The 16,905-nt window shown below is 59.0% G+C and carries 19 protein-coding genes, 6 tRNA genes and 1 pseudogene; 13 read left to right on the top strand and 13 right to left on the bottom strand.

Annotation, left to right across the window (positions count from 1 at the left end; genetic code table 11):
• Positions 1 to 40: 40 nt before the first annotated feature.
• Positions 41 to 784 (bottom strand): cytochrome c biogenesis CcdA family protein, encoded by a 744-nt coding sequence (locus AYK65_RS07890; protein WP_026614182.1) that lies wholly within the window; start codon positions 782 to 784, stop codon positions 41 to 43.
• 261 nt (positions 785 to 1,045) lie between these two features.
• On the opposite strand from AYK65_RS07890, the gene AYK65_RS07885 reads away from it, so the two are divergent.
• The 3 genes from AYK65_RS07885 to AYK65_RS07875 all read left to right on the top strand — a co-directional run bounded on the left by AYK65_RS07885 (position 1,046) and on the right by AYK65_RS07875 (position 2,124).
• Positions 1,046 to 1,121: transfer RNA gene (locus AYK65_RS07885), tRNA-Lys, on the top strand.
• A gap of 450 nt (positions 1,122 to 1,571) precedes the next feature.
• Positions 1,572 to 1,751: a YjiS-like domain-containing protein gene (locus AYK65_RS33820; RefSeq protein ID WP_081158142.1), complete on the top strand. Its 180-nt coding sequence runs from the start codon at positions 1,572 to 1,574 to the stop codon at positions 1,749 to 1,751.
• A gap of 25 nt (positions 1,752 to 1,776) precedes the next feature.
• Positions 1,777 to 2,124 (top strand): YciI family protein, encoded by a 348-nt coding sequence (locus tag AYK65_RS07875; protein WP_081158141.1) that lies wholly within the window; start codon positions 1,777 to 1,779, stop codon positions 2,122 to 2,124.
• Positions 2,125 to 2,307: 183 nt separating this feature from the next.
• On the opposite strand, the gene AYK65_RS07870 is transcribed toward AYK65_RS07875, so the two are convergent.
• Together AYK65_RS07870 and AYK65_RS07865 are read right to left on the bottom strand one after the other, a co-directional pair.
• Complete coding sequence (locus AYK65_RS07870) at positions 2,308 to 2,535, bottom strand: hypothetical protein (protein WP_081158140.1); 228 nt, start codon at positions 2,533 to 2,535, stop codon at positions 2,308 to 2,310.
• A gap of 299 nt (positions 2,536 to 2,834) precedes the next feature.
• Entirely contained in the window at positions 2,835 to 3,227 is a 393-nt protein-coding gene (locus tag AYK65_RS07865; protein WP_081158139.1) for a VOC family protein, read from the bottom strand.
• Between the two features lie 68 nt (positions 3,228 to 3,295).
• Between AYK65_RS07865 and AYK65_RS07860 the strand changes: the two genes are divergently transcribed.
• Positions 3,296 to 4,369, top strand: a complete 1,074-nt coding sequence (locus AYK65_RS07860) for a sterol desaturase family protein (protein ID WP_244559956.1) — start codon at positions 3,296 to 3,298, stop codon at positions 4,367 to 4,369.
• A gap of 45 nt (positions 4,370 to 4,414) precedes the next feature.
• Here AYK65_RS07860 and AYK65_RS07855 read toward each other — a convergent pair whose 3' ends face one another.
• From AYK65_RS07855 to AYK65_RS07840, 3 genes are all read right to left on the bottom strand, one after another.
• Positions 4,415 to 5,527 carry a protein-glutamine glutaminase family protein gene (locus tag AYK65_RS07855; RefSeq protein WP_081158138.1) on the bottom strand — a complete coding sequence of 371 codons (1,113 nt, stop codon included), beginning with the start codon at positions 5,525 to 5,527 and terminating at the stop codon, positions 4,415 to 4,417.
• Positions 5,528 to 5,759: 232 nt separating this feature from the next.
• Positions 5,760 to 6,059 (bottom strand): hypothetical protein, encoded by a 300-nt coding sequence (locus tag AYK65_RS07845; protein ID WP_026614186.1) that lies wholly within the window; start codon positions 6,057 to 6,059, stop codon positions 5,760 to 5,762.
• A gap of 123 nt (positions 6,060 to 6,182) precedes the next feature.
• Positions 6,183 to 6,683, bottom strand: coding sequence for a metallophosphoesterase family protein (locus AYK65_RS07840; RefSeq protein ID WP_026614187.1), 501 nt, complete (start codon positions 6,681 to 6,683; stop codon positions 6,183 to 6,185).
• 316 nt (positions 6,684 to 6,999) lie between these two features.
• On the opposite strand from AYK65_RS07840, the gene AYK65_RS07835 reads away from it, so the two are divergent.
• Together AYK65_RS07835 and AYK65_RS33605 are read left to right on the top strand one after the other, a co-directional pair.
• Positions 7,000 to 7,407, top strand: a complete 408-nt coding sequence (locus AYK65_RS07835; protein ID WP_026614188.1) for a DUF1236 domain-containing protein — start codon at positions 7,000 to 7,002, stop codon at positions 7,405 to 7,407.
• A gap of 229 nt (positions 7,408 to 7,636) precedes the next feature.
• Positions 7,637 to 7,951 (top strand): hypothetical protein, encoded by a 315-nt coding sequence (locus AYK65_RS33605; protein ID WP_026614189.1) that lies wholly within the window; start codon positions 7,637 to 7,639, stop codon positions 7,949 to 7,951.
• A gap of 35 nt (positions 7,952 to 7,986) precedes the next feature.
• Here AYK65_RS33605 and AYK65_RS07825 read toward each other — a convergent pair.
• A pseudogene (locus tag AYK65_RS07825) lies at positions 7,987 to 8,976 on the bottom strand (GlxA family transcriptional regulator); the annotation flags it as partial.
• Positions 8,977 to 9,245: 269 nt separating this feature from the next.
• On the opposite strand from AYK65_RS07825, the gene AYK65_RS07820 reads away from it, so the two are divergent.
• Positions 9,246 to 9,890 carry an outer membrane protein gene (locus AYK65_RS07820; protein ID WP_026614191.1) on the top strand — a complete coding sequence of 215 codons (645 nt, stop codon included), beginning with the start codon at positions 9,246 to 9,248 and terminating at the stop codon, positions 9,888 to 9,890.
• A gap of 153 nt (positions 9,891 to 10,043) precedes the next feature.
• Positions 10,044 to 10,307, top strand: a complete 264-nt coding sequence (locus AYK65_RS07815) for a hypothetical protein (protein ID WP_081158136.1) — start codon at positions 10,044 to 10,046, stop codon at positions 10,305 to 10,307.
• 747 nt (positions 10,308 to 11,054) lie between these two features.
• Here the strand turns inward: AYK65_RS07815 and AYK65_RS07810 are convergent.
• From AYK65_RS07810 to AYK65_RS07790, 5 genes are all read right to left on the bottom strand, one after another.
• Positions 11,055 to 11,131, bottom strand: a tRNA-Arg gene (locus AYK65_RS07810).
• A 36-nt stretch (positions 11,132 to 11,167) separates the two neighbouring features.
• The gene (locus tag AYK65_RS07805) at positions 11,168 to 11,473 is read right to left on the bottom strand and encodes an ETC complex I subunit (RefSeq protein ID WP_026614193.1); all 306 of its coding nucleotides are present in this window, start codon (positions 11,471 to 11,473) and stop codon (positions 11,168 to 11,170) included.
• A gap of 321 nt (positions 11,474 to 11,794) precedes the next feature.
• Positions 11,795 to 11,871: transfer RNA gene (locus AYK65_RS07800), tRNA-Pro, on the bottom strand.
• 78 nt (positions 11,872 to 11,949) lie between these two features.
• Positions 11,950 to 12,441, bottom strand: a complete 492-nt coding sequence (locus AYK65_RS07795) for a DUF192 domain-containing protein (RefSeq protein ID WP_081158135.1) — start codon at positions 12,439 to 12,441, stop codon at positions 11,950 to 11,952.
• Positions 12,441 to 13,019, bottom strand: a complete 579-nt coding sequence (locus tag AYK65_RS07790; protein ID WP_081158134.1) for a cold-shock protein — start codon at positions 13,017 to 13,019, stop codon at positions 12,441 to 12,443. The genes AYK65_RS07795 and AYK65_RS07790 overlap by 1 nt, the downstream gene beginning before the upstream one ends.
• Positions 13,020 to 13,213: 194 nt before the next feature.
• Here AYK65_RS07790 and AYK65_RS07785 point away from each other — a divergent pair, with 194 nt between their 5' ends.
• From AYK65_RS07785 to AYK65_RS07765, 5 genes are all read left to right on the top strand, one after another.
• Positions 13,214 to 13,654 carry a VOC family protein gene (locus AYK65_RS07785; RefSeq protein ID WP_081158133.1) on the top strand — a complete coding sequence of 147 codons (441 nt, stop codon included), beginning with the start codon at positions 13,214 to 13,216 and terminating at the stop codon, positions 13,652 to 13,654.
• 402 nt (positions 13,655 to 14,056) lie between these two features.
• The gene (locus AYK65_RS07780; protein WP_081158132.1) at positions 14,057 to 15,412 is read left to right on the top strand and encodes a YcbK family protein; all 1,356 of its coding nucleotides are present in this window, start codon (positions 14,057 to 14,059) and stop codon (positions 15,410 to 15,412) included.
• Positions 15,413 to 15,557: 145 nt separating this feature from the next.
• Positions 15,558 to 15,633 (top strand) — tRNA-Glu (locus tag AYK65_RS07775).
• A 173-nt stretch (positions 15,634 to 15,806) separates the two neighbouring features.
• Positions 15,807 to 15,882: transfer RNA gene (locus AYK65_RS07770), tRNA-Glu, on the top strand.
• A 59-nt stretch (positions 15,883 to 15,941) separates the two neighbouring features.
• Positions 15,942 to 16,016: transfer RNA gene (locus AYK65_RS07765), tRNA-Glu, on the top strand.
• Positions 16,017 to 16,371: 355 nt separating this feature from the next.
• Here AYK65_RS07765 and AYK65_RS07760 read toward each other — a convergent pair.
• Positions 16,372 to 16,740: a hypothetical protein gene (locus tag AYK65_RS07760; RefSeq protein WP_139793145.1), complete on the bottom strand. Its 369-nt coding sequence runs from the start codon at positions 16,738 to 16,740 to the stop codon at positions 16,372 to 16,374.
• Positions 16,741 to 16,905 lie beyond the last annotated feature (165 nt).

Below are 16,905 nucleotides of genomic sequence, written 5' to 3'. Positions count from 1 at the left end.
CGCTCCCCCTGTCCCGGCGACCTACATGCAGTAAGCGTGCTTAGCCGATTTGCGACAGGACGGGGAAGGTCTGCTGGAACCAGATTGCAACCGAGCTGATGAAGCCGAAAAGGAAGGCAAGACCCGCGGTGACGAGCAAGCCGCCCATCAGCTTCTCGATGAGGCCGAGGTGATGGCGGAAGCGCGAAAGGAAGCGCATGAAGGCGCCGGAAAAACCGGCCGCGATCCAGAACGGAACGGCCAGGCCGAGCGAATAGATCGCGAGCAGCAAAGCGCCGTCGGCGACCGTATCGCGCGCGGCGGCGACACCGAGGATGGTGCCGAGCACGGGGCCGATACAGGGGGTCCAGCCGAAGGCGAAGGCGAGCCCCATGATATAGGCACCCGACAGCGTTGCCGGCTTGCCGCCATGAAAGCGCGCCTCACGCGCAAGCAGGCCGATGCGGAAAACGCCGAGGAAATGCAGCCCCATGACGATGATGATGATGCCGCCGACGCGCGACAGAAGATCGATGTGCTGCCTCATCAAGAGGCCGATCGACGAAGCCCCCGCCCCTAGAGCAACGAACACGGTCGCAAAGCCGAGCGTGAAGAACAGCGCCGACGGCAGGACGGCCCTGCGCGTGCTGGCGACTGCCGCTGCATCCCCACCACGAAACTGATCGACGGAAACGCCGGCCATATAGCAGAGATAAGGCGGGACGAGAGGCAAGACGCAGGGCGACAGAAACGACAGAGCGCCCGCGACAATGGCGGTCCAGATGGAAATATCGGCGATCGACAAGGTCTTAGAACTCCGGCACTCGGCTTGCCGCCTTCTTACCCACATGTATACATTGAAACCAATCACCTTTTGGCGAGCATTTTGCCGCATCGCACAGGCAGCGAAATCGGCCTCGGCAGCGCCCGCGGAAGAGAATAGAGCGCCGCGCCCCGACCGAACCTATAATCATCATGGGTTTCGTCGTAATTTTTGGGTTGACCGAGGCGAAGCGCGCGTGCATATGTCCGGCCACTTCCGCCGGGCTCGCAAGCTGCGGCATGGGAGCGCGTAGCTCAGTCGGTAGAGCAACTGACTTTTAATCAGTAGGTCCAGGGTTCGAATCCCTGCGCGCTCACCAAAAATATAAAGAGATTCAGTAAGATACGGAAACGGAATCGAAACGGTTTCGTTCGCGCATCGAAATTTTGCGCGTTTCTTTGCGTCGCATACTGGGTATTCGCTCTGCCCAGATCATGGCATCTTTCCCCATGTCCGCGTCGTCGAAAATTAAGCTCCGTGCCGCCGAGGTCCCCAACCCGTACTTCAGCCGCTCCCATCCGCCAGGCCACACCAATTCGCGCACGATCCCGGCCGTTGAGGGCACCACTGCGTCGCGGACGCAATGCTATTGTGGGAAAGTATCTTCAAGCTCCTGAAACCGGCGTGTCGATTTCGGCCGATCCCGTTCGATTAAGACGGAGCGCCGTGAGCCGGTCAAAGGAGAGACAAGTATGGCTGCCATCGAGCATTCCAAACAAGTCGAACTACAGTCGCCGCACCTCATTCTCGTGCGCACCTTGCAAGCCGTGTGGATGCTGCTGAACATCAGCGAAGGTACCGCCGAAGCTTGAGCGAACTCTCGCGGTTTGGCTCTCGCCTGCTCCGTGACATCGGCCTGGAGAATGGCGAGCAAGCAAAGCGACTAAGAGGCACTATAAGCAGAACTGCCAGGATTTTTTGTCGAATCGCGGTCTCCAACTGCGACTAACATCGACAGCACCATGGAGAACCTGATGCGCTACCTCTGTCTCTTCTACATCGATCAAAGCCTTGCTGATGCCGCCAGCAAGGAGGAATGGGCCGAGATCGACCGAGAGTCCCTGGCTTCCAATGAAGAACTCAAACGATCAGGCCACTATCTCGCCTCCAACGCTCTTGCCGATCCAAAGACCGCAAAGACATTGCGCGTTCGCGCCGGCAAGGCGACTTGGACCGATGGGCCCTTCGCAGAGACCAAGGAGCATCTGGGTGGCTTCCTGCTCATCGAAGCAAAGAACCTTGCGGAGGCAATGGAGATCGCGGAGCAGGACTCGCTCGCTCGGATGGGGGCAATTGAGGTGCGCGAGACCGCCGGCTTTTAGATTTGAAGTGTCCGCGTAAGGCGGGCGCCGGCCCCAGGCTTCCTGGCTTGGCAAGTTTCACCCCTTCGGCGGGGCGAGTGATTTATTGCCGCCTCCGCGGAATTGCCCCAAGGTTAATTGTCATCGTCGCGACCGAGGGAGATCACCATGCAACGCGCCGCAATTCTGGCTGTTATCTTCGCCTTACTCTGCGCCCCTGCTGTTGCGCGGTCCAAAGCCACGGAATACCTCGTTGCCGAGCAGATTGCCGAAGCCTGCAGCGGCGCGGGCGGACAGATCGATCCCGCCGCGGTTATCGAACAAGACCTCACGGGCGATGGGAAGGACGATCTGATCATCAGCCACGAAGGCATAAGCTGCGCGGGCGGCGGGCGAAGCAGCTTTTGCGGCGCGCAAGGTCTGTGCCTTCAATGTCTATGTCCGGCGGGGCGCGCTGCTCGAACTCGCAAAGGAAATGCTCGGCACGATGGCAAGCGTGGACGGTTCCAAAGTACCTTCCATCCGCTGGTACGGCCACGGCGGCGCGAAGCATCTCTTACGTTGGGACGGCTCTAGTTTCCGCTGATGAATATACGGTCAGTGTCCCACCGATTTTCTTCGTGGTGCCCAGTCTTCCCTGCGTACAAATCGGAGCAGCTAGGGAGAAACAACGAGCAAACATAGCATCCCTATGACCAGCCTTGCAGAACGGAGTTTCGAACCCGCTATCTTCAATCGGCTACGACGAATTCAACCTTTATTCGATCCGGATCTTCAACGAATAAAGCGTAATAGTCCTTGCCGCCGTTCGCAAACGGATATCTTTCGTCGTATAGATTGCGAATATTATTCTCAATGCAATATTGTCTTAACGTATCGACGGCATCCCTGCTTTTGACTTTGAAGGCGAGATGATTAAGACCGACGCCGCATCGATGATATAGGTGTGATTTATACGCCTCGGAAACCTGCACAAAGGTTAAGTACGCATCCTCACCGTCGCTGAGCGTAAATCCGTCGCCCCAACGGCCTGTTTCTTCGTAACCGATCTTGGCGAGGATGTTTGCCCAGAACGCATGCGAAGCATCGAGGTTTGAAACATAGATTTCGAGATGATGCAGCATTTTTCACCTCAAGGAAGTTGAACAGAATCACAAAAGGGCGGTCGATCAGGGCGCGAAGGCTTGGGCGTATGCTCGCCCGCAAGCCACGCCTGAACGCCGGCGCTCACGGGTCGTCTTGCCGATGTGCGCATTTCCACTTTGAATTGCGAAAACGGCATGGCATGTTTCGGCCGCGCGTTTTAGCTCAGGGGTTGCAGGTGCCGATGTCGGACGAACTGTTCTATCTTCTGTTTCTGTTCGGATTCTATGCAACGACAGTCGTTACCTATTTCGCCCTTGGTTATGGTCTCACCTGGGTCAACGACCGCAATCCTGAGCGAAAGATTCAGAAGGGGCGCGGTTCCAACAAACGTCGCAATGCGGAAATCCGCCAGAGCCTGGCTTCGATGTTCAGCGCTTGCCTGCCTCTGACGATCGGCCTCTACGCCCAGCAAAAGGGTTGGGCGCCGGCGCCCTGGGCCTTCAACTGGTGGGCGGCGGTACCGCTCTTTGTCCTGTGCATGTTCCTCTATGATACCTGGTTCTATTTCATGCACCGGCTGCTGCACACGAAGTGGCTCTACCCGCTGCACGCACTTCATCATAAGAGTGTCGCACCAACGATCTGGAGCACCTATTCGGAGGATGTTCTCGACAATTTTCTACTACAGGGGTTCTCAGCCGCAATCGTTTTCGTTGTGCCGTTTCCGCCGGCGATTCTCATTGGACAAAGGCTGTTCGAACATTTCAACGGCATGTTCGGACACTGTGGGTTCGAGTATTTCGCCTCATCGACGGCGCGTTATCCGTCCCCCTTGCTGTGCACGACTTTCCACGATCAGCATCATTCGGGATTTCGGTACAACTACGGCAACTACTTCTCGTTCTGGGATCGCGTGCTGGGCACGATTTCGCCAAACTACGACCAGCGCGTGAAGAAGTTCGAAGAGGAGGGAACGCCGCTCAAATTCAGTCAGACCATTGACGGCGGTCCGCTTCAGGGCGCCGAGCATTGCCCAGAGAAAGAAGGTTGCGCCTCCGAAGAGCGACAAGCCATGCTTCAACGCGACGTTCTTGTCCGCAACAAGGTCATCAACACGTCGCAGCGTGAGAAAAATGGCGGAGACAGTCAGCACCAGGCCTTTGACCGCTGCAACTCTTAGCGGCATCGATAAGACGATATCCGCACCTTCTGAGTCATGGCTCCGCTAAGGGCAATGCGCGTAGGGCGGCGGGCCGTGCTGGATCGCGCGGCTCTGGAGCTGGAGACGGTAGAGAGCGAGCACCTGGTTGGTTTTGACATAGGTGGGGTCGGTCTCATTGCTCCAGAGATGGAAGATCGAGGCGTCGCTCGGGGTCAGCGTGGCGTTGGGGTCGCCCTGAACACCCTTCCACGTCGCCTGCGGCACGGGCGTGGAAAAGAGCGACGGATCGATCAACATCTGCTGCGTCCAAAACCAGCCCCGGCGCACGCACAGCGTCGGTGCGACATGCCAGCCCCAATTCACGAAGCAGTTGGGATGGTTCTTGGTGGCAACGTGCAAGTTACCCTGTATCCACACCTTGCGCGGCTTGCGGCCCATGTTGATCATCAGCCGGCACATCTCGTGCGCGCGGGCCCAGCAGCCGTCATCAGGATAGAGAAAAGGGATGCAGGGCACCGGGACGGTGAGCGGCGGGCAAGTTGTCGCGCTCATCGCATCGAAAGTCTGCTGGGCAGTCGCTTTCGAAACGCACCGAAACGACCACCAGGGCCAGATCGGCCAGCGCCAGATCCAGTCGAGCAGGCGCTTCCACCACGGCAATTCGAAAGGCTGCAGATCGGGTTTGGGCCATGGCGGCCGCGGCGCGTCGTCGGGACCGGGCGTGTAGCCGCGAACATCGATGATATTGTGCGCATCATCCTCAGTGATGATGAGCAACTGCCCCGTGTCGAGCGCGGTTCGCAGCAACGGCTCGAGTGTCGCGAAATCGGGATTGTCGCGTCTCAGGACATGGCGTGCGTGCGACCTCTCGAGCATGATCTCATAGCCCTGGTCGCTCGGACGCATGCTCATCGGGCGCGTCACGTGCGGGATCAGCAGCCGTGTGATCGCCGCGTTGCTAGGATCGATCTCCAGATAGACCGGAGCCTTGAGCCTGGAGAGCCCGTCAAGCACCTGCACGAACCCGCTCGATCGGGGATCGCTCGGGTCAAGCCGGGCGCGGCGCCCCCCTTCGAGTTCGACCCAAAGCCCCGCGCGCAGCAGCTCTTCAGCGGGCCGGTCAAGCGGCAGATCGAAATCAATGCGGGTGGAAACTATCGCGTTGGGATTTGGCATGGCGCACCTCCCGCACCGCATGTCTCCTTAAATCGACTTCGATTTAAGGACAAAGACATGCAGCAATTCAAAGAGCTACAGCGACCTTTGCGCGTCTGATAGGACGCGCGGCGCTGTAGATGCGCCAGAATATCAGAGTGATGCGTGCCTGTCCTTACGTCAACACACGCAAGGATTTCACCGCCAGCGCCGGATCAGGCGGCGCCACCCGGTGAAGTTCACGCCAACCGGCTCAGAAGTTAAAATAGATGGTGACCCCCGGCCGCCGATGATAGCGGTAATAGTCACGGTAGCCGTAGTACCCGTAATGGCGAGGATAGCAGCGACCGTAATGACGGCAGGAATGCCAAGCGTAGCGTCTGTTCCAGTGGCGATCCGCGCGCCAATGGCGATGGCGCCAGTGCCTGACCTCTTCGACAGAGCCAGCCTGCGCATGCTCCGGCTTAGGCACAAAGATCGGCGCCGCGTTTAGCGGTAAGGCGAAAGACGCAGCCAACACTACGGCTGGAAGGGCGAAGAAGAGCTTATTCATCGTGGAATCCTCCTCACGCCTACCAAACTAAGCCATTGAATCTGAACTGCCGATGAACGGGTGCGCGCCCCATCGCGGCCGCGTTCTCTATCATCCTGCGTGCCTTGATCGGCATAGCAGAAGCTATGACCTCAAACGCATCTTCGGAAGAAGATCAGCCAATGCGACGGGCCGGAGGCCTCTGGCATCGACGCCGACGTCGAACTGCCGCGGCAGCGGCTTCAATCTGCCATGGGAGTGGCCGTGCAGATTGATCGACTTCTTGCCCATCTGGTTCCAGGTGCGGAACGGATAATGACAGAGGATGAGCAATTGCCCGTCGACCGTCAGTTCCGCGTAATGCTGGGTGCTTTGCCAGCCGCTCGCGTTGACCGTATCGACCGGGTCGTTGTTACCGACGATCAGATGCTTCCTGCCGTTTAGCCGCGAGAGCAGATCCTCCGCGGAACCTATTCTCTTTGAGGCGAAATCGCCCAGATGCCAAACGTCGTCTTCCGGCGACACCGTTTCGTTCCAGTTGGAGATCAGGGCGGCATCGTGTTCGGCCATATTGGAGAAAGGCCGGCGATCGATGCGAAGCACCCGCGGGTCGCCAAAATGCGTGTCGCTTGTAAAATAAATCATCTTGCTGATCGCTGCTGGTCCTGAGCCTCTCCAGAGAGAGGTTATGACGCCCGCCGCAATTGCGGGAGACTCGGAAGATAATCGAAGGGATCGAGCCAAGCGTTGAACATATCGAGACGGCTTAGGAAGTTCACCAGGTGCCCTAAGGGCGCTGGCGGCACAGCAATGACGACATGGCGGCCACCGAACCGGTTCACAGATTATTTCAGGTCGTAGGTCTTTATTACCCAACATTCACTCGAATCGAACAGTAACTCCAAGGAACAAATAGAGGCAAGGCGTCGTTGTTTCCCTGTACAGAAAGGGAGTAGGACAAATGAATGCCAAGATTCTTCTTATTTCCGCGATCGCGACCGGCATGTTTGCCGCGCCCGCTATTGCGAACGACACCAACAGAGCTGCAGTCACTGGCGCCGCAGGCGGAGCTGTTACTGGCGCAATTATTGGTGGGCCCGTTGGAGCGGCCGTAGGTGGCGCCGTTGGCTTGGTGGCCGGTGCCGTCATCGCGCCCCCGCCGCAGCAGGTGATAACATATGTGCGGCAGCAGCCGGTTCCGACGGACACCGTGGCCATTCAGCAGCCAATCGCAGTCGGCCGACCGTTGCCGCGCGAGATCGTCTTGACGCCGATTCCGGAGAATCCGGCCTATGCATACGCCGTGGTTAATCACCAGCGCGTGATCGTCGATCCGAAGACCTACACGGTCGTACAGGTCGTGCAGTAGGCTCCTCGCGGGCTCCCCTTTGGAGGGAGCCCCTATTCTCTCGCTCCGGATAACCGAGGTCCGCCGCAGCAAGGCTAAGGAGTGTGGCCCATACACATCGGCCGGCGGTAAAAACTCGGTACGCCGACAATCCCTCTTCCGTCCGAATCAGATTCGTTCTCTATCGAACGGGAACCAGGAAACTTCCCGGCCGTTTCCCTTTTCGGTTCGATTCCGGAGGATCACCGCCATGTTCGCCGCTTTGTTGATCGCCTCGCTCGTGGCACCTTCGAACACCGTGTCCACTTCCGCGTCCGTCGAAGATCTGCAGGCCGATTTCGAAACGGCTGTCGCCTGCCGCCAGATCGACGGACGGAACGTCTGGAAGGGGGAACTGGCCTATTACATCCAGTCCTATGTCTACGAGGGCGACGCCGCAGCTTCTGCCGACGTGGCCGAAGTGGCCGATGCGGTTCTCCCGGAAGACAATAGCGCCGAAACCGTCAAGGAATTCGAGGAGGCCTGCGCCATCGCCGGTTCCGGCGGACCGCATGCGCAAAAGTGAGCGATTAAAAGGCGCCTCACGATAACCGTTCGCCGCCCTTTCTCCGTCGCGACGCCTGCACGGTTGGCGCTTCGCATCTTCAACGGACTTGCTTGATATTCGCGCCGGTAGGCTCGCGAGAATGCAGAAAGGCTGTCGAAGCCGCAGCGCAATGCAATATCGCGTATCGGAATACCGGAATCGCGAACGAGTCGATGGGCGACCTGCAATCTCAGGCGCAAATAATAGGCGCCGGGACTGGTGGAAAGCCCCTTTGCAAAGAGCGTCTCGAGTTTCCGCTGCGAGATCGACAGCCGGCGCGCCACCGCCGCGACTGTCATCGGCCGCTCCAGCGTGCGTTCCATGAGCCTTATGGCTGCGGCAAGCTCCGGATCGCGCGCCTCTATGCGTCCGAGCGACACGAAAGGCTGGATATCCGTGGGGCTGTACATCTGGTCGTAGACGAAGATGCTGGCGACATCGAGGGCGAGTGCCGGGCCTAGTCTCTCGGTGATCAAATGCAGCATCATGTCGAAGGTGGGTGACGCGCCGCCTGAGGTCCAATATTTGCCGTCGGTGACGAACCGGTCGCCAATGACCTCCAGCTCCGGAAAGGCTCGGGCGAAGTCCTCGAGCTCTTCCCAATGGGCAGTGGCCTTGCGCCCATTGAGCAGACCCGAGCGCCCGAGCAACCAGCAGCCCGATTCAATTCCCGCGACGACGTCGAAGTGACGGGCGCATTCCTGCAGTGTGGCAAGAAAACGTTTGCCCGCATGCCTCTGCAGGTTGAAGCCGCCGATGACGAGAAGGAGGTCGCCGCCGAGCGGCAAAGAAAAGCGGCCGTTAACAGCGATCGGAACGCCACAGGTCAGCATGACGGCTTGGCCATCGCCCGACAGCAGCCGCCAGCGGAAGACCTCGCGGCCCGCCACCCGATTTGCGGCACGCATTGGATCCAGGACGGAGGCGAGAGACATGATCGACGATTCCGGCAGAACGACCACCACCACCTCAATCGAAGATCGTCCTTTCACAGGTGTCTTCATGCGCATAACGTCAAATTTTCTGCGCAACTTGTCAATCCGCCGGCAACCGTTCAGGCATTATCAATGGGCAATCGATCTTCGCGGCGCGGCGTCTACAGCCCCGCTTAGGAGATGTTCCCCTTTCCGCTTATTCGGAATGGGCCGGCGGGAGCCAAACCGCTGGCCCTTTTTTCGTTTTTGTAAAAGTGCGTGATTCGGCGGGCGTTGTTTTTCGCAGACTCGCCACCGATATGTTGCTACTCTCCGAGGCACAACAGGAGGCATCTGTGATGATCAGAAACGTGCTTGTTGCAATCTTCGGCGTGATGGTCGGGGCGGCCGCCCATGCGGCGGACTTGACGCAAGCACCGGAGCCCGCACCCGTTGTTGAGACGATGCCGAGCTTCGTCTGGACGGGTGGCTATGTCGGCCTTCAGGGCGGCGGCGCTTGGCTGAACAGCGACCTCAGCGTTCCTGGCGATAGCGCCTCCGAGGACTTCAATGGAGGCCTACTCGGTGCCTTCGCCGGCTACAATTACCAGATGGGCGATTGGGTCGTCGGCATCGAGGGCGATGTCAGCTACAACTGGAACGACAACAGCTTCACGGTGTTCGGCGCGAATACCGAAGTCGGTACGGACGTCTCCGGATCGGTCCGCGGACGCGTCGGCTATACGCTGACCGATAGAGCGCTGCTCTATGGGACCGGCGGCTGGGCCGTGACGCGCGGCTTCGTCGACGTCGCCGGCGCACCGAAGGAAAAGGAGACCTTCAACGGCTGGACCATCGGTGGCGGCGTCGATTACGGCTTCTCCGACAATGTCTTCGGCCGCGCCGAATACCGCTACAATGATTTCAGCGACAAGGACGTCGGCGGCGTCAATGTCGATCTCGACCAGCACCAGTTCACCGTCGGGGTCGGCGTCAAGTTCTGATTGCCACGGTCGTCGCGATCACAGCCCCGGCAGCGCCCGGGGTTTTTTTGGAGGTAGACACAGCCTCCGCGCCCAAACACCCTGAAAGGACAGGCGCAGGCACAAAGAGAGACCCGCATTCAAAACGCGGTGACGGTATATCTGGGAGGAAGGATGGGCAAATTTCTGGAGTTTCTAGGCGGCGTCATCGTCATCGGCACACTCGTTCTGCTGGCAATGACACTGACCCCTTCGATCGACATGAACACCCTTGTTGCAATCCTCCCATGGGCCTTCCCCGCAATCGCCGGTGGCCTCATCCTCGTCGCTTTCGGTTCGATGCTCGATCACCTCGCGGCCATTCGCTCGGCGGCCGAGAGGCAGGCCGACATTTTTCAGCAGCTGATCGAGCGGCGAAACCCGGCGAAGAAGGAGTAAGGAATGGCGCCTGCCGCGCCTGCGTGTTGGTTTCGAACTGCGTTAGCAAGGAAAGAGCTTCGGAATTTGGCGTGCTTGTCTACTCTTTCCCTACCGATGGCTGCGACCTAATCGGACGACCGCTTTTGGCGTGCAATTGCAGAAGGCCGTAGCGGACCTGGAGCGCCTGAGCGGGGGCAGGCTGCCGAAACAGAATCCGGCTGTGGCGGCGAGAACCATTCGCGTCGGTAAGAGCAATTTGTCAAAAAGCGTTACTGTCGCGGGCGATCCCGGACATACCCAGATTGGGCTAGGCTATATTCGGGAAATTTGAAGTATCTGCGAACGGGTGCGGAACGTCCTGAGGATGAAACGTGCCCAACCAGCTCCGGCTAACCCAATTGGATGAGGAACAAGCGTTCCCCCTTCTTGTGAGGCGCGTTCGCCGACGCCTCGATTTGCTCACATTCGCCTCACCATGATGAGGGATGGATAAAGCAGGAATCGCCTTTCTGGCGCTTATTCTCGTCCTCGTCGCTATCGTGATGAGCATCCTGGCGATCGATCGAGGGGCGGATGCCCCTGACAAAAGACCAGCCTAGCTCCCCAGACGAGCCCCTGATTTGGATCGTATGCACCCGTCTGGATTCTTCTCTGTCAGGGATTCTAGTGATGCTAACGCCTTCGTGAACATCCTAACCCCTCACTCCGCACTTGATGAGCGCCAGGACGAAATTAACGTTCAAGATTAACCACTTGGAGAGCTGATGGCGACCCCTGCAGGACTCGAACCTGCGACAACCTGCTTAGAAGGCAGGTGCTCTATCCAGCTGAGCTAAGGGGCCGTCGGGCAGTTGCCCTTTACCGGGCGGCCATGGACCTCAATGGGTCCAAGGCTGCATCCGGTTGTAACGGAAATTGTCCGAATAGGACACATTCTTGCGCGTCGGGTCCTTTGGGGCGATCACGCGGTATTCGATTCCGTTGCGCTCGGCATAGGCGATCGCCTGCTCTGCACTTTCGAAGGTCAGCCGCAACTGCTGCCGCGTGTCGCCGGAGCTCGTGTATCCCATGAGCGGGTCAATCGTGCGCGGCTTTTCCGGATCGAACTCCAGCACCCACAGATGCGTCTTGGCCTTGCCGGACTGCATGGCTGTCTTTGCGGGACGATAGATCTTCGCGGACATTGTTTCGAACGGCTCCCGTTTATCCACCTCAGCGCCTTGAATTCGTGCGCAAATCTCCCCCGGTCAACGCAGACCCAAGGAATCATGCGGCCGCGGGGCAGTTTCCCGCCCCGTCATCCGTCTTCCCTTAGCGCAGAATGAATTAAAACGGAATGACTTCCGACAGGAAAATACCGCTTTTTCAAGCCCCTGCCTTCGTGGACCAGGCTATGCATCCGCCCGCGGCTTGCTGCAGCCACAATGCACTTTCAGTGCTCCCACACGACACGACTGCACGTCCGCGGGGAACGTAAAAATGTAGATCATTTTCGAGGGGTTAAGTGGTCGGAGTGGAGAGATTCGAACTCCCGACCCTCTGGTCCCAAACCAGATGCGCTACCAGACTGCGCTACACTCCGTGCCAACGAGGGCGGAAATACACGCTTCGTCCCTCACCTGCAACATCAAATTTCGGCAAGTATCGGCCGGCGCGGCGCTCATTGCGGCCCATCGGCAGCCGGTATGCCGCTGCCCCTCACCCGGTCGCCGGGTTGAATGCCGAGACGTTTCACCGTGCCGGCATTGAGCTCCAGCACGAAGGCCACCGGCTCCCTCGAATCGATGATCGCCTCTGAGAAGGGGACGGCGTTCTCGTGGATGGTGCGAACCGTGCCGTCTTCGGCGATGAAGAGCATATCCAGCGGCAGATAGGTGTTCTTCATCCACATTATCACCCGTCGGGTCTCGCCGAAATCGAACAGCATGCCGTGGTCGACCGCCATCTGTCGGCGATACATCAGGCCCTGCTCGCGCTGATCCGGCTCGATCGCGAGTTCGACGGTGAGATCATGCGTCCGCCCATTCGCGGTGATCAGCCTGAGCTTGTCTTTCGCGAAGGAAACCTCGGCCGCGACCGAAATTGCGAGGACGAAGAACAAAAAAAGCGCCGCCACGGCGCTTCTTGCAACAGTTCCGAAGATCCCGAACATCAGTGCGACCGGGTTGTGGGTGTCGGGCCGTCCGGATGTATTTCCGCAGCCATCAATCCCTTCTCTCCGTCGCCGAATCGGCAGAGCACGACCTGACCGGGGCGTAGCTCCGTCAAGCCAAAGCGGCGCAGCGTTTCCATGTGGACGAAAATATCCTCGGTGCCCTCGCCCCGCGTCAGGAAGCCGAAGCCCTTGGTGCGGTTGAACCACTTCACCAGCACCCTTTCCAATCCGCTCGTTGGCGTGACCTGGACATGCGTCCTCACCGGCGGAAGCTGAGATGGATGGACAGCGGTCGACTGGTCCATCGAGAGGATGCGGAAAGCCTGGTAGCCACGGTCCCGCTTTTGCACAAGCGCGACGACGCGCGCACCTTCCAGCACCGTCTGATAGCCATCGCGCCTGAGGCAGGTCACATGCAGGAGCACGTCCTGCATACCGTTGTCCGGAACGATGAAGCCGAAGCCCTTGGCTACGTCGAACCACTTGATGACGCCCGTAATTTCGGTGAGATCCAGGGCGTCGTTGCCAAAGTCGCCATTTTGGATGACGTCTTTCGAAGATGTTCTGTCCGCCATTCTCCCAGCCCCTCGTTACGCGCAACTCTCGATACGGTTAACTGATTCTTATGGACCAGAATAACATCGTCCCGCCGCGCATGCGCAAGTCCCTCGACATATTTTGGCCGGGGTCGTTTATGGGGACGCAGCCTTGCCTCTAGCTTGCTGTGGCTTAAGTATACGCCATCTTCTGCAAAACAGGGACAATCCAAATGCGTTATCTGCATACGATGGTTCGCGTCAAAGACCTGGACCAGGCTCTTCACTTCTATTGCAAGCTTTTCGGTCTCGAGGAGATCCGTCGATACGAAAACGAAAAGGGCCGCTTCACGCTCGTGTTTCTCGCCGCCCCGGGCGATCTCGCCCGCGCGAAGAGCGAATCATCTCCCTGCCTCGAACTCACCTATAATTGGGACCCGGAGGAATATACCGGCGGCCGCAATTTCGGCCACCTCGCCTATGAGGTCGATGATATCTACGCCTTCTGCCAGCACCTGATGGACAGCGGCGTCACCATCAATCGTCCGCCGCGCGACGGCCATATGGCCTTCGTTCGCTCGCCCGACGGCATCTCCATCGAGATCCTGCAGAAAGGCGAGCACCTGTCCGTCCGCGAACCGTGGGCCTCAATGGCCAACACCGGCGCCTGGTAAGCTTCGCGCAATTGCAGACGGCTACGGTCAAACAGTGCCGTCGGCCTTGCCGTGCGGCGCAGGCACCAAAAGCCGGCGCGGCAGGATCAGAATCACAGTAACGATCTTAAGGCCCGGCCAAGTGCCGGGCCTTTGCATTTATTTTGCGAAGCTGAAATAGGTTAGTGCAGGTTTACAAATCACGTGGCGTTCGTTACCTTGCCGCGCCAGATGTTGAAACGGGGCTCTGCTTCGTCGTCACTTGCGGGGAGAAGCCCTTTACTTTGCCTGACCTTCCCGTGGCGAGCCATCTGCTCACCGCGAGAAAAAGTTATTGCTGTTCCGTGAACATGTCTCGGGACTGAGGACTTAAGGCATGCCCTGGCAAAGCCTCGGGCGTGCACGGAGAGCGGGGATAAGGCGTTGCAACTTCTGGAATCGGGTTACGGGTTCCTGTCCGTCGGACGTGCGGCAGCATTGTCTGTAGCACTTTTTGCATTGGCTGGTTGCGTGTCGGCCGTCGCCGACGGCGAAGCTCTGAATTCTTCCCAATCGCAGCAGATAACCGCAGAAGCGCAAACGGCGGCGTCTGAAACCGAAGGTGAGGCGCCGGGCGAGCAAGTCGCGGCGACCGATTCGGCGAGCGAACAGACAGCGGGGCCTACGGCGGGATCCGGGCAGGACGCCGCAGCCCTGCAGCAGGGGCTGACGATGCAGAGCACCGCCCTCAACGCCACGTCTTCAAGCATCTACGGCCAATCGCCGCCCGCGCGCGCCGCGGCAAATGCTGCCGACCCAAGCCAGACTTCAGGGGCGACGCCGGGCGGAAATGCCCGGCCGACGGTGAATGCCACAAGCAACAGCCTTTTCAACGGCGGACAGGCCGCAGACGAGCAGCCGGCCCTTCAGCCGCAGGAAGGTGCCGGCAACGAAGCTCCAGCCGCAGTGCAGACGGCGGCGCCCACCTCAACCGTCCCGGAGACCATGGCCTATAACGAGGTCCCCTCGGCGGTTCCGCTACCTCTAAGCGCTCAGGCGGCGTTGTCCGGCGCCGCCTCATCACCCTTGCAGACCGTGGAGGTCGCCTCCGTCGCGCAAGTGCCACCGCCCCCGGCGGGCACTGCGCAAGCGGCCGAACCGGGCGAGCCGGAGAAACAAGCGCCGGAGACCAAAAAGGGCTGGACGCTTGCAAGCCTCTTCGCCGCGAAGCGCAAGGAAAAGCCGCGCGGCGGCACGGAACGCGAGGTGCAAGTAGCCGACAAGAAGACGATCACCATCAGCAATGCGCGCGAGCCGCAGGTCGCCTCCCTCGCCTACACGTCACTGCCCGGGGTCAAGATGAACCCACTCTTCAACATGGAGCACGAGGACCACGCGGCCGACGAGGGCGACGCACCGGTCGAGGTGGCGAATCTCTCCGGGCTCGCCCGCCTTGCTCCGAACGGGCTGATCCTGCAGACGGAGAAGGTGGAGACGGGCTGCTTCAAGCCGGCGCTGCTCGACATGTTGAAGACGGTGGAAAGTCACTACGGCCGCAAGGTCATGGTCACGTCGGGGCTGCGCGCCATCAAGGTCAGCCGCAAGCGCCAGTCTCTCCATACGCGCTGCGAAGCGGCCGATATCCAGGTGCAGGGCGTCAGCAAATGGGAGCTTGCCGATTTCCTGCGCAGCATTCCGGGCCGCGGCGGCGTCGGCACCTATTGTCACACCGAATCGGTGCATATCGACATCGGCCCGCAACGGGACTGGAACTGGCGCTGCCGCCGCCGCAAGGGCTGATCGCGGCGGTCGTTTACGGCGCGGCAGCTAGGCAGCGTCGGCTAGCGGCGCTCGACATGGTCGAGCTGTAGTTGTTTTTCTGAGAAAAAATCAATTTGCCCCTTGCGGGAACCCAAAGCCCTATCTATAAGCCGCCCTGTCTTGGGCGCCCATCGTCTAGCGGTCTAGGACGCCGCCCTTTCACGGCGGAAACACGGGTTCGAGTCCCGTTGGGCGTGCCATTTTCCTCTCCTATACTTATGGATACTTTGCTGCGCCTGGTGGTGTGGCCGCTATGCTTGCTTGGGGCGGGCGCACCAGAGGCAGTCTTCTTAGATCCGTAGAAAAGTCAAAATAATTGCTTCCGGTCACTTGCGTGGACCCCAAGCTCTCTCTATAAGCCGCCTTGTCTTGGGCGCCCATCGTCTAGCGGTCTAGGACGCCGCCCTTTCACGGCGGAAACACGGGTTCGAGTCCCGTTGGGCGTGCCATTCCCTCTTTCGCATCCATTCTTTTTCATAGTATGGTGCTGGTCATTACTCGTCTGTAAGCGCCCATCGTCTAGCGGTCAGGACGCCGCCCTCTCACGGCGGTAACACGGGTTCGAGTCCCGTTGGGCGTACCATGCTTCAAAGAAATCAAAATACTTATAGGGATTGTCCCAATACCCGTCCGTCCTCGAGCTGATAGAGAGCGTCGTCGCAGTCAAACCTACGGGCGATCAGCTTCGCCCTGGTTTGGTAAAGGGGATGTCCGGGCCCGGTTTCAAGTGCAAGTTCCAATTCCCAAGCCAGCAAGTATGTCCATAAAATTCCGGACTGGCTCCCGAGGCTCAAGCCATTTCACGGCATCTCTCCGACTTTGCTTGCCTCACTACAGTCAAGCTGCGATTGCTCAGTTATCCAATTGATCCGTTTTAGTTTGCAGTGAGCGAGGTCGCCTTGAGATGATGTTCGGGAGACTCAAAGCCTGGGGACGTATTAGTTGTCGTTCGCGCTGGGAGCAAGCAGAAGAAATACCAGCACAAGCAGTCCAGCAACAAGGCCGAAGACCGGCTTTACGTTCGCGAGACCGTTGCTCGCGACATATCCTCCGAGAAGAAACATAAAGCCGGCATTGATGTTAGTGACACCTATGTCCTTGAGCCTGCGAAGGCTGCAAAACGCCGCATAGATGCCAGTCGCAAGAAGGCAACCGATCACGAGCGTGTAGCTTGGATCGTACTTTGAGGCATACAGCGTGAGGCTCGCGACAAACGCCAGCACGAGTTTACCAATGCAGTACTCCAGTCGGGCCATGGGCCCTGTGGAAAAAAATATGTGTTTGAATCGTGCTCCAGGCCAGTTCATCACCCTCTCCAACACCGGAGAGAATGCTTACACCGATTAGTTGCACCGCATTTAATCTCGTAAGCAAAATGCGCAAATCAGCTGCATTGACGTTCGGACGACGAGAACATCAGGAACACGCCGGTCACGCTGCGGGCGCTTCCACGAGATGGGGCAATCTTTGCA

It is taken from the genome of Ensifer aridi, assembly GCF_002078505.1.
GTDB classification, from domain to species: Bacteria; Pseudomonadota; Alphaproteobacteria; order Rhizobiales; family Rhizobiaceae; genus Sinorhizobium; species Sinorhizobium aridi.
This window is presented reverse-complemented; position numbering and strand designations above follow the sequence as displayed.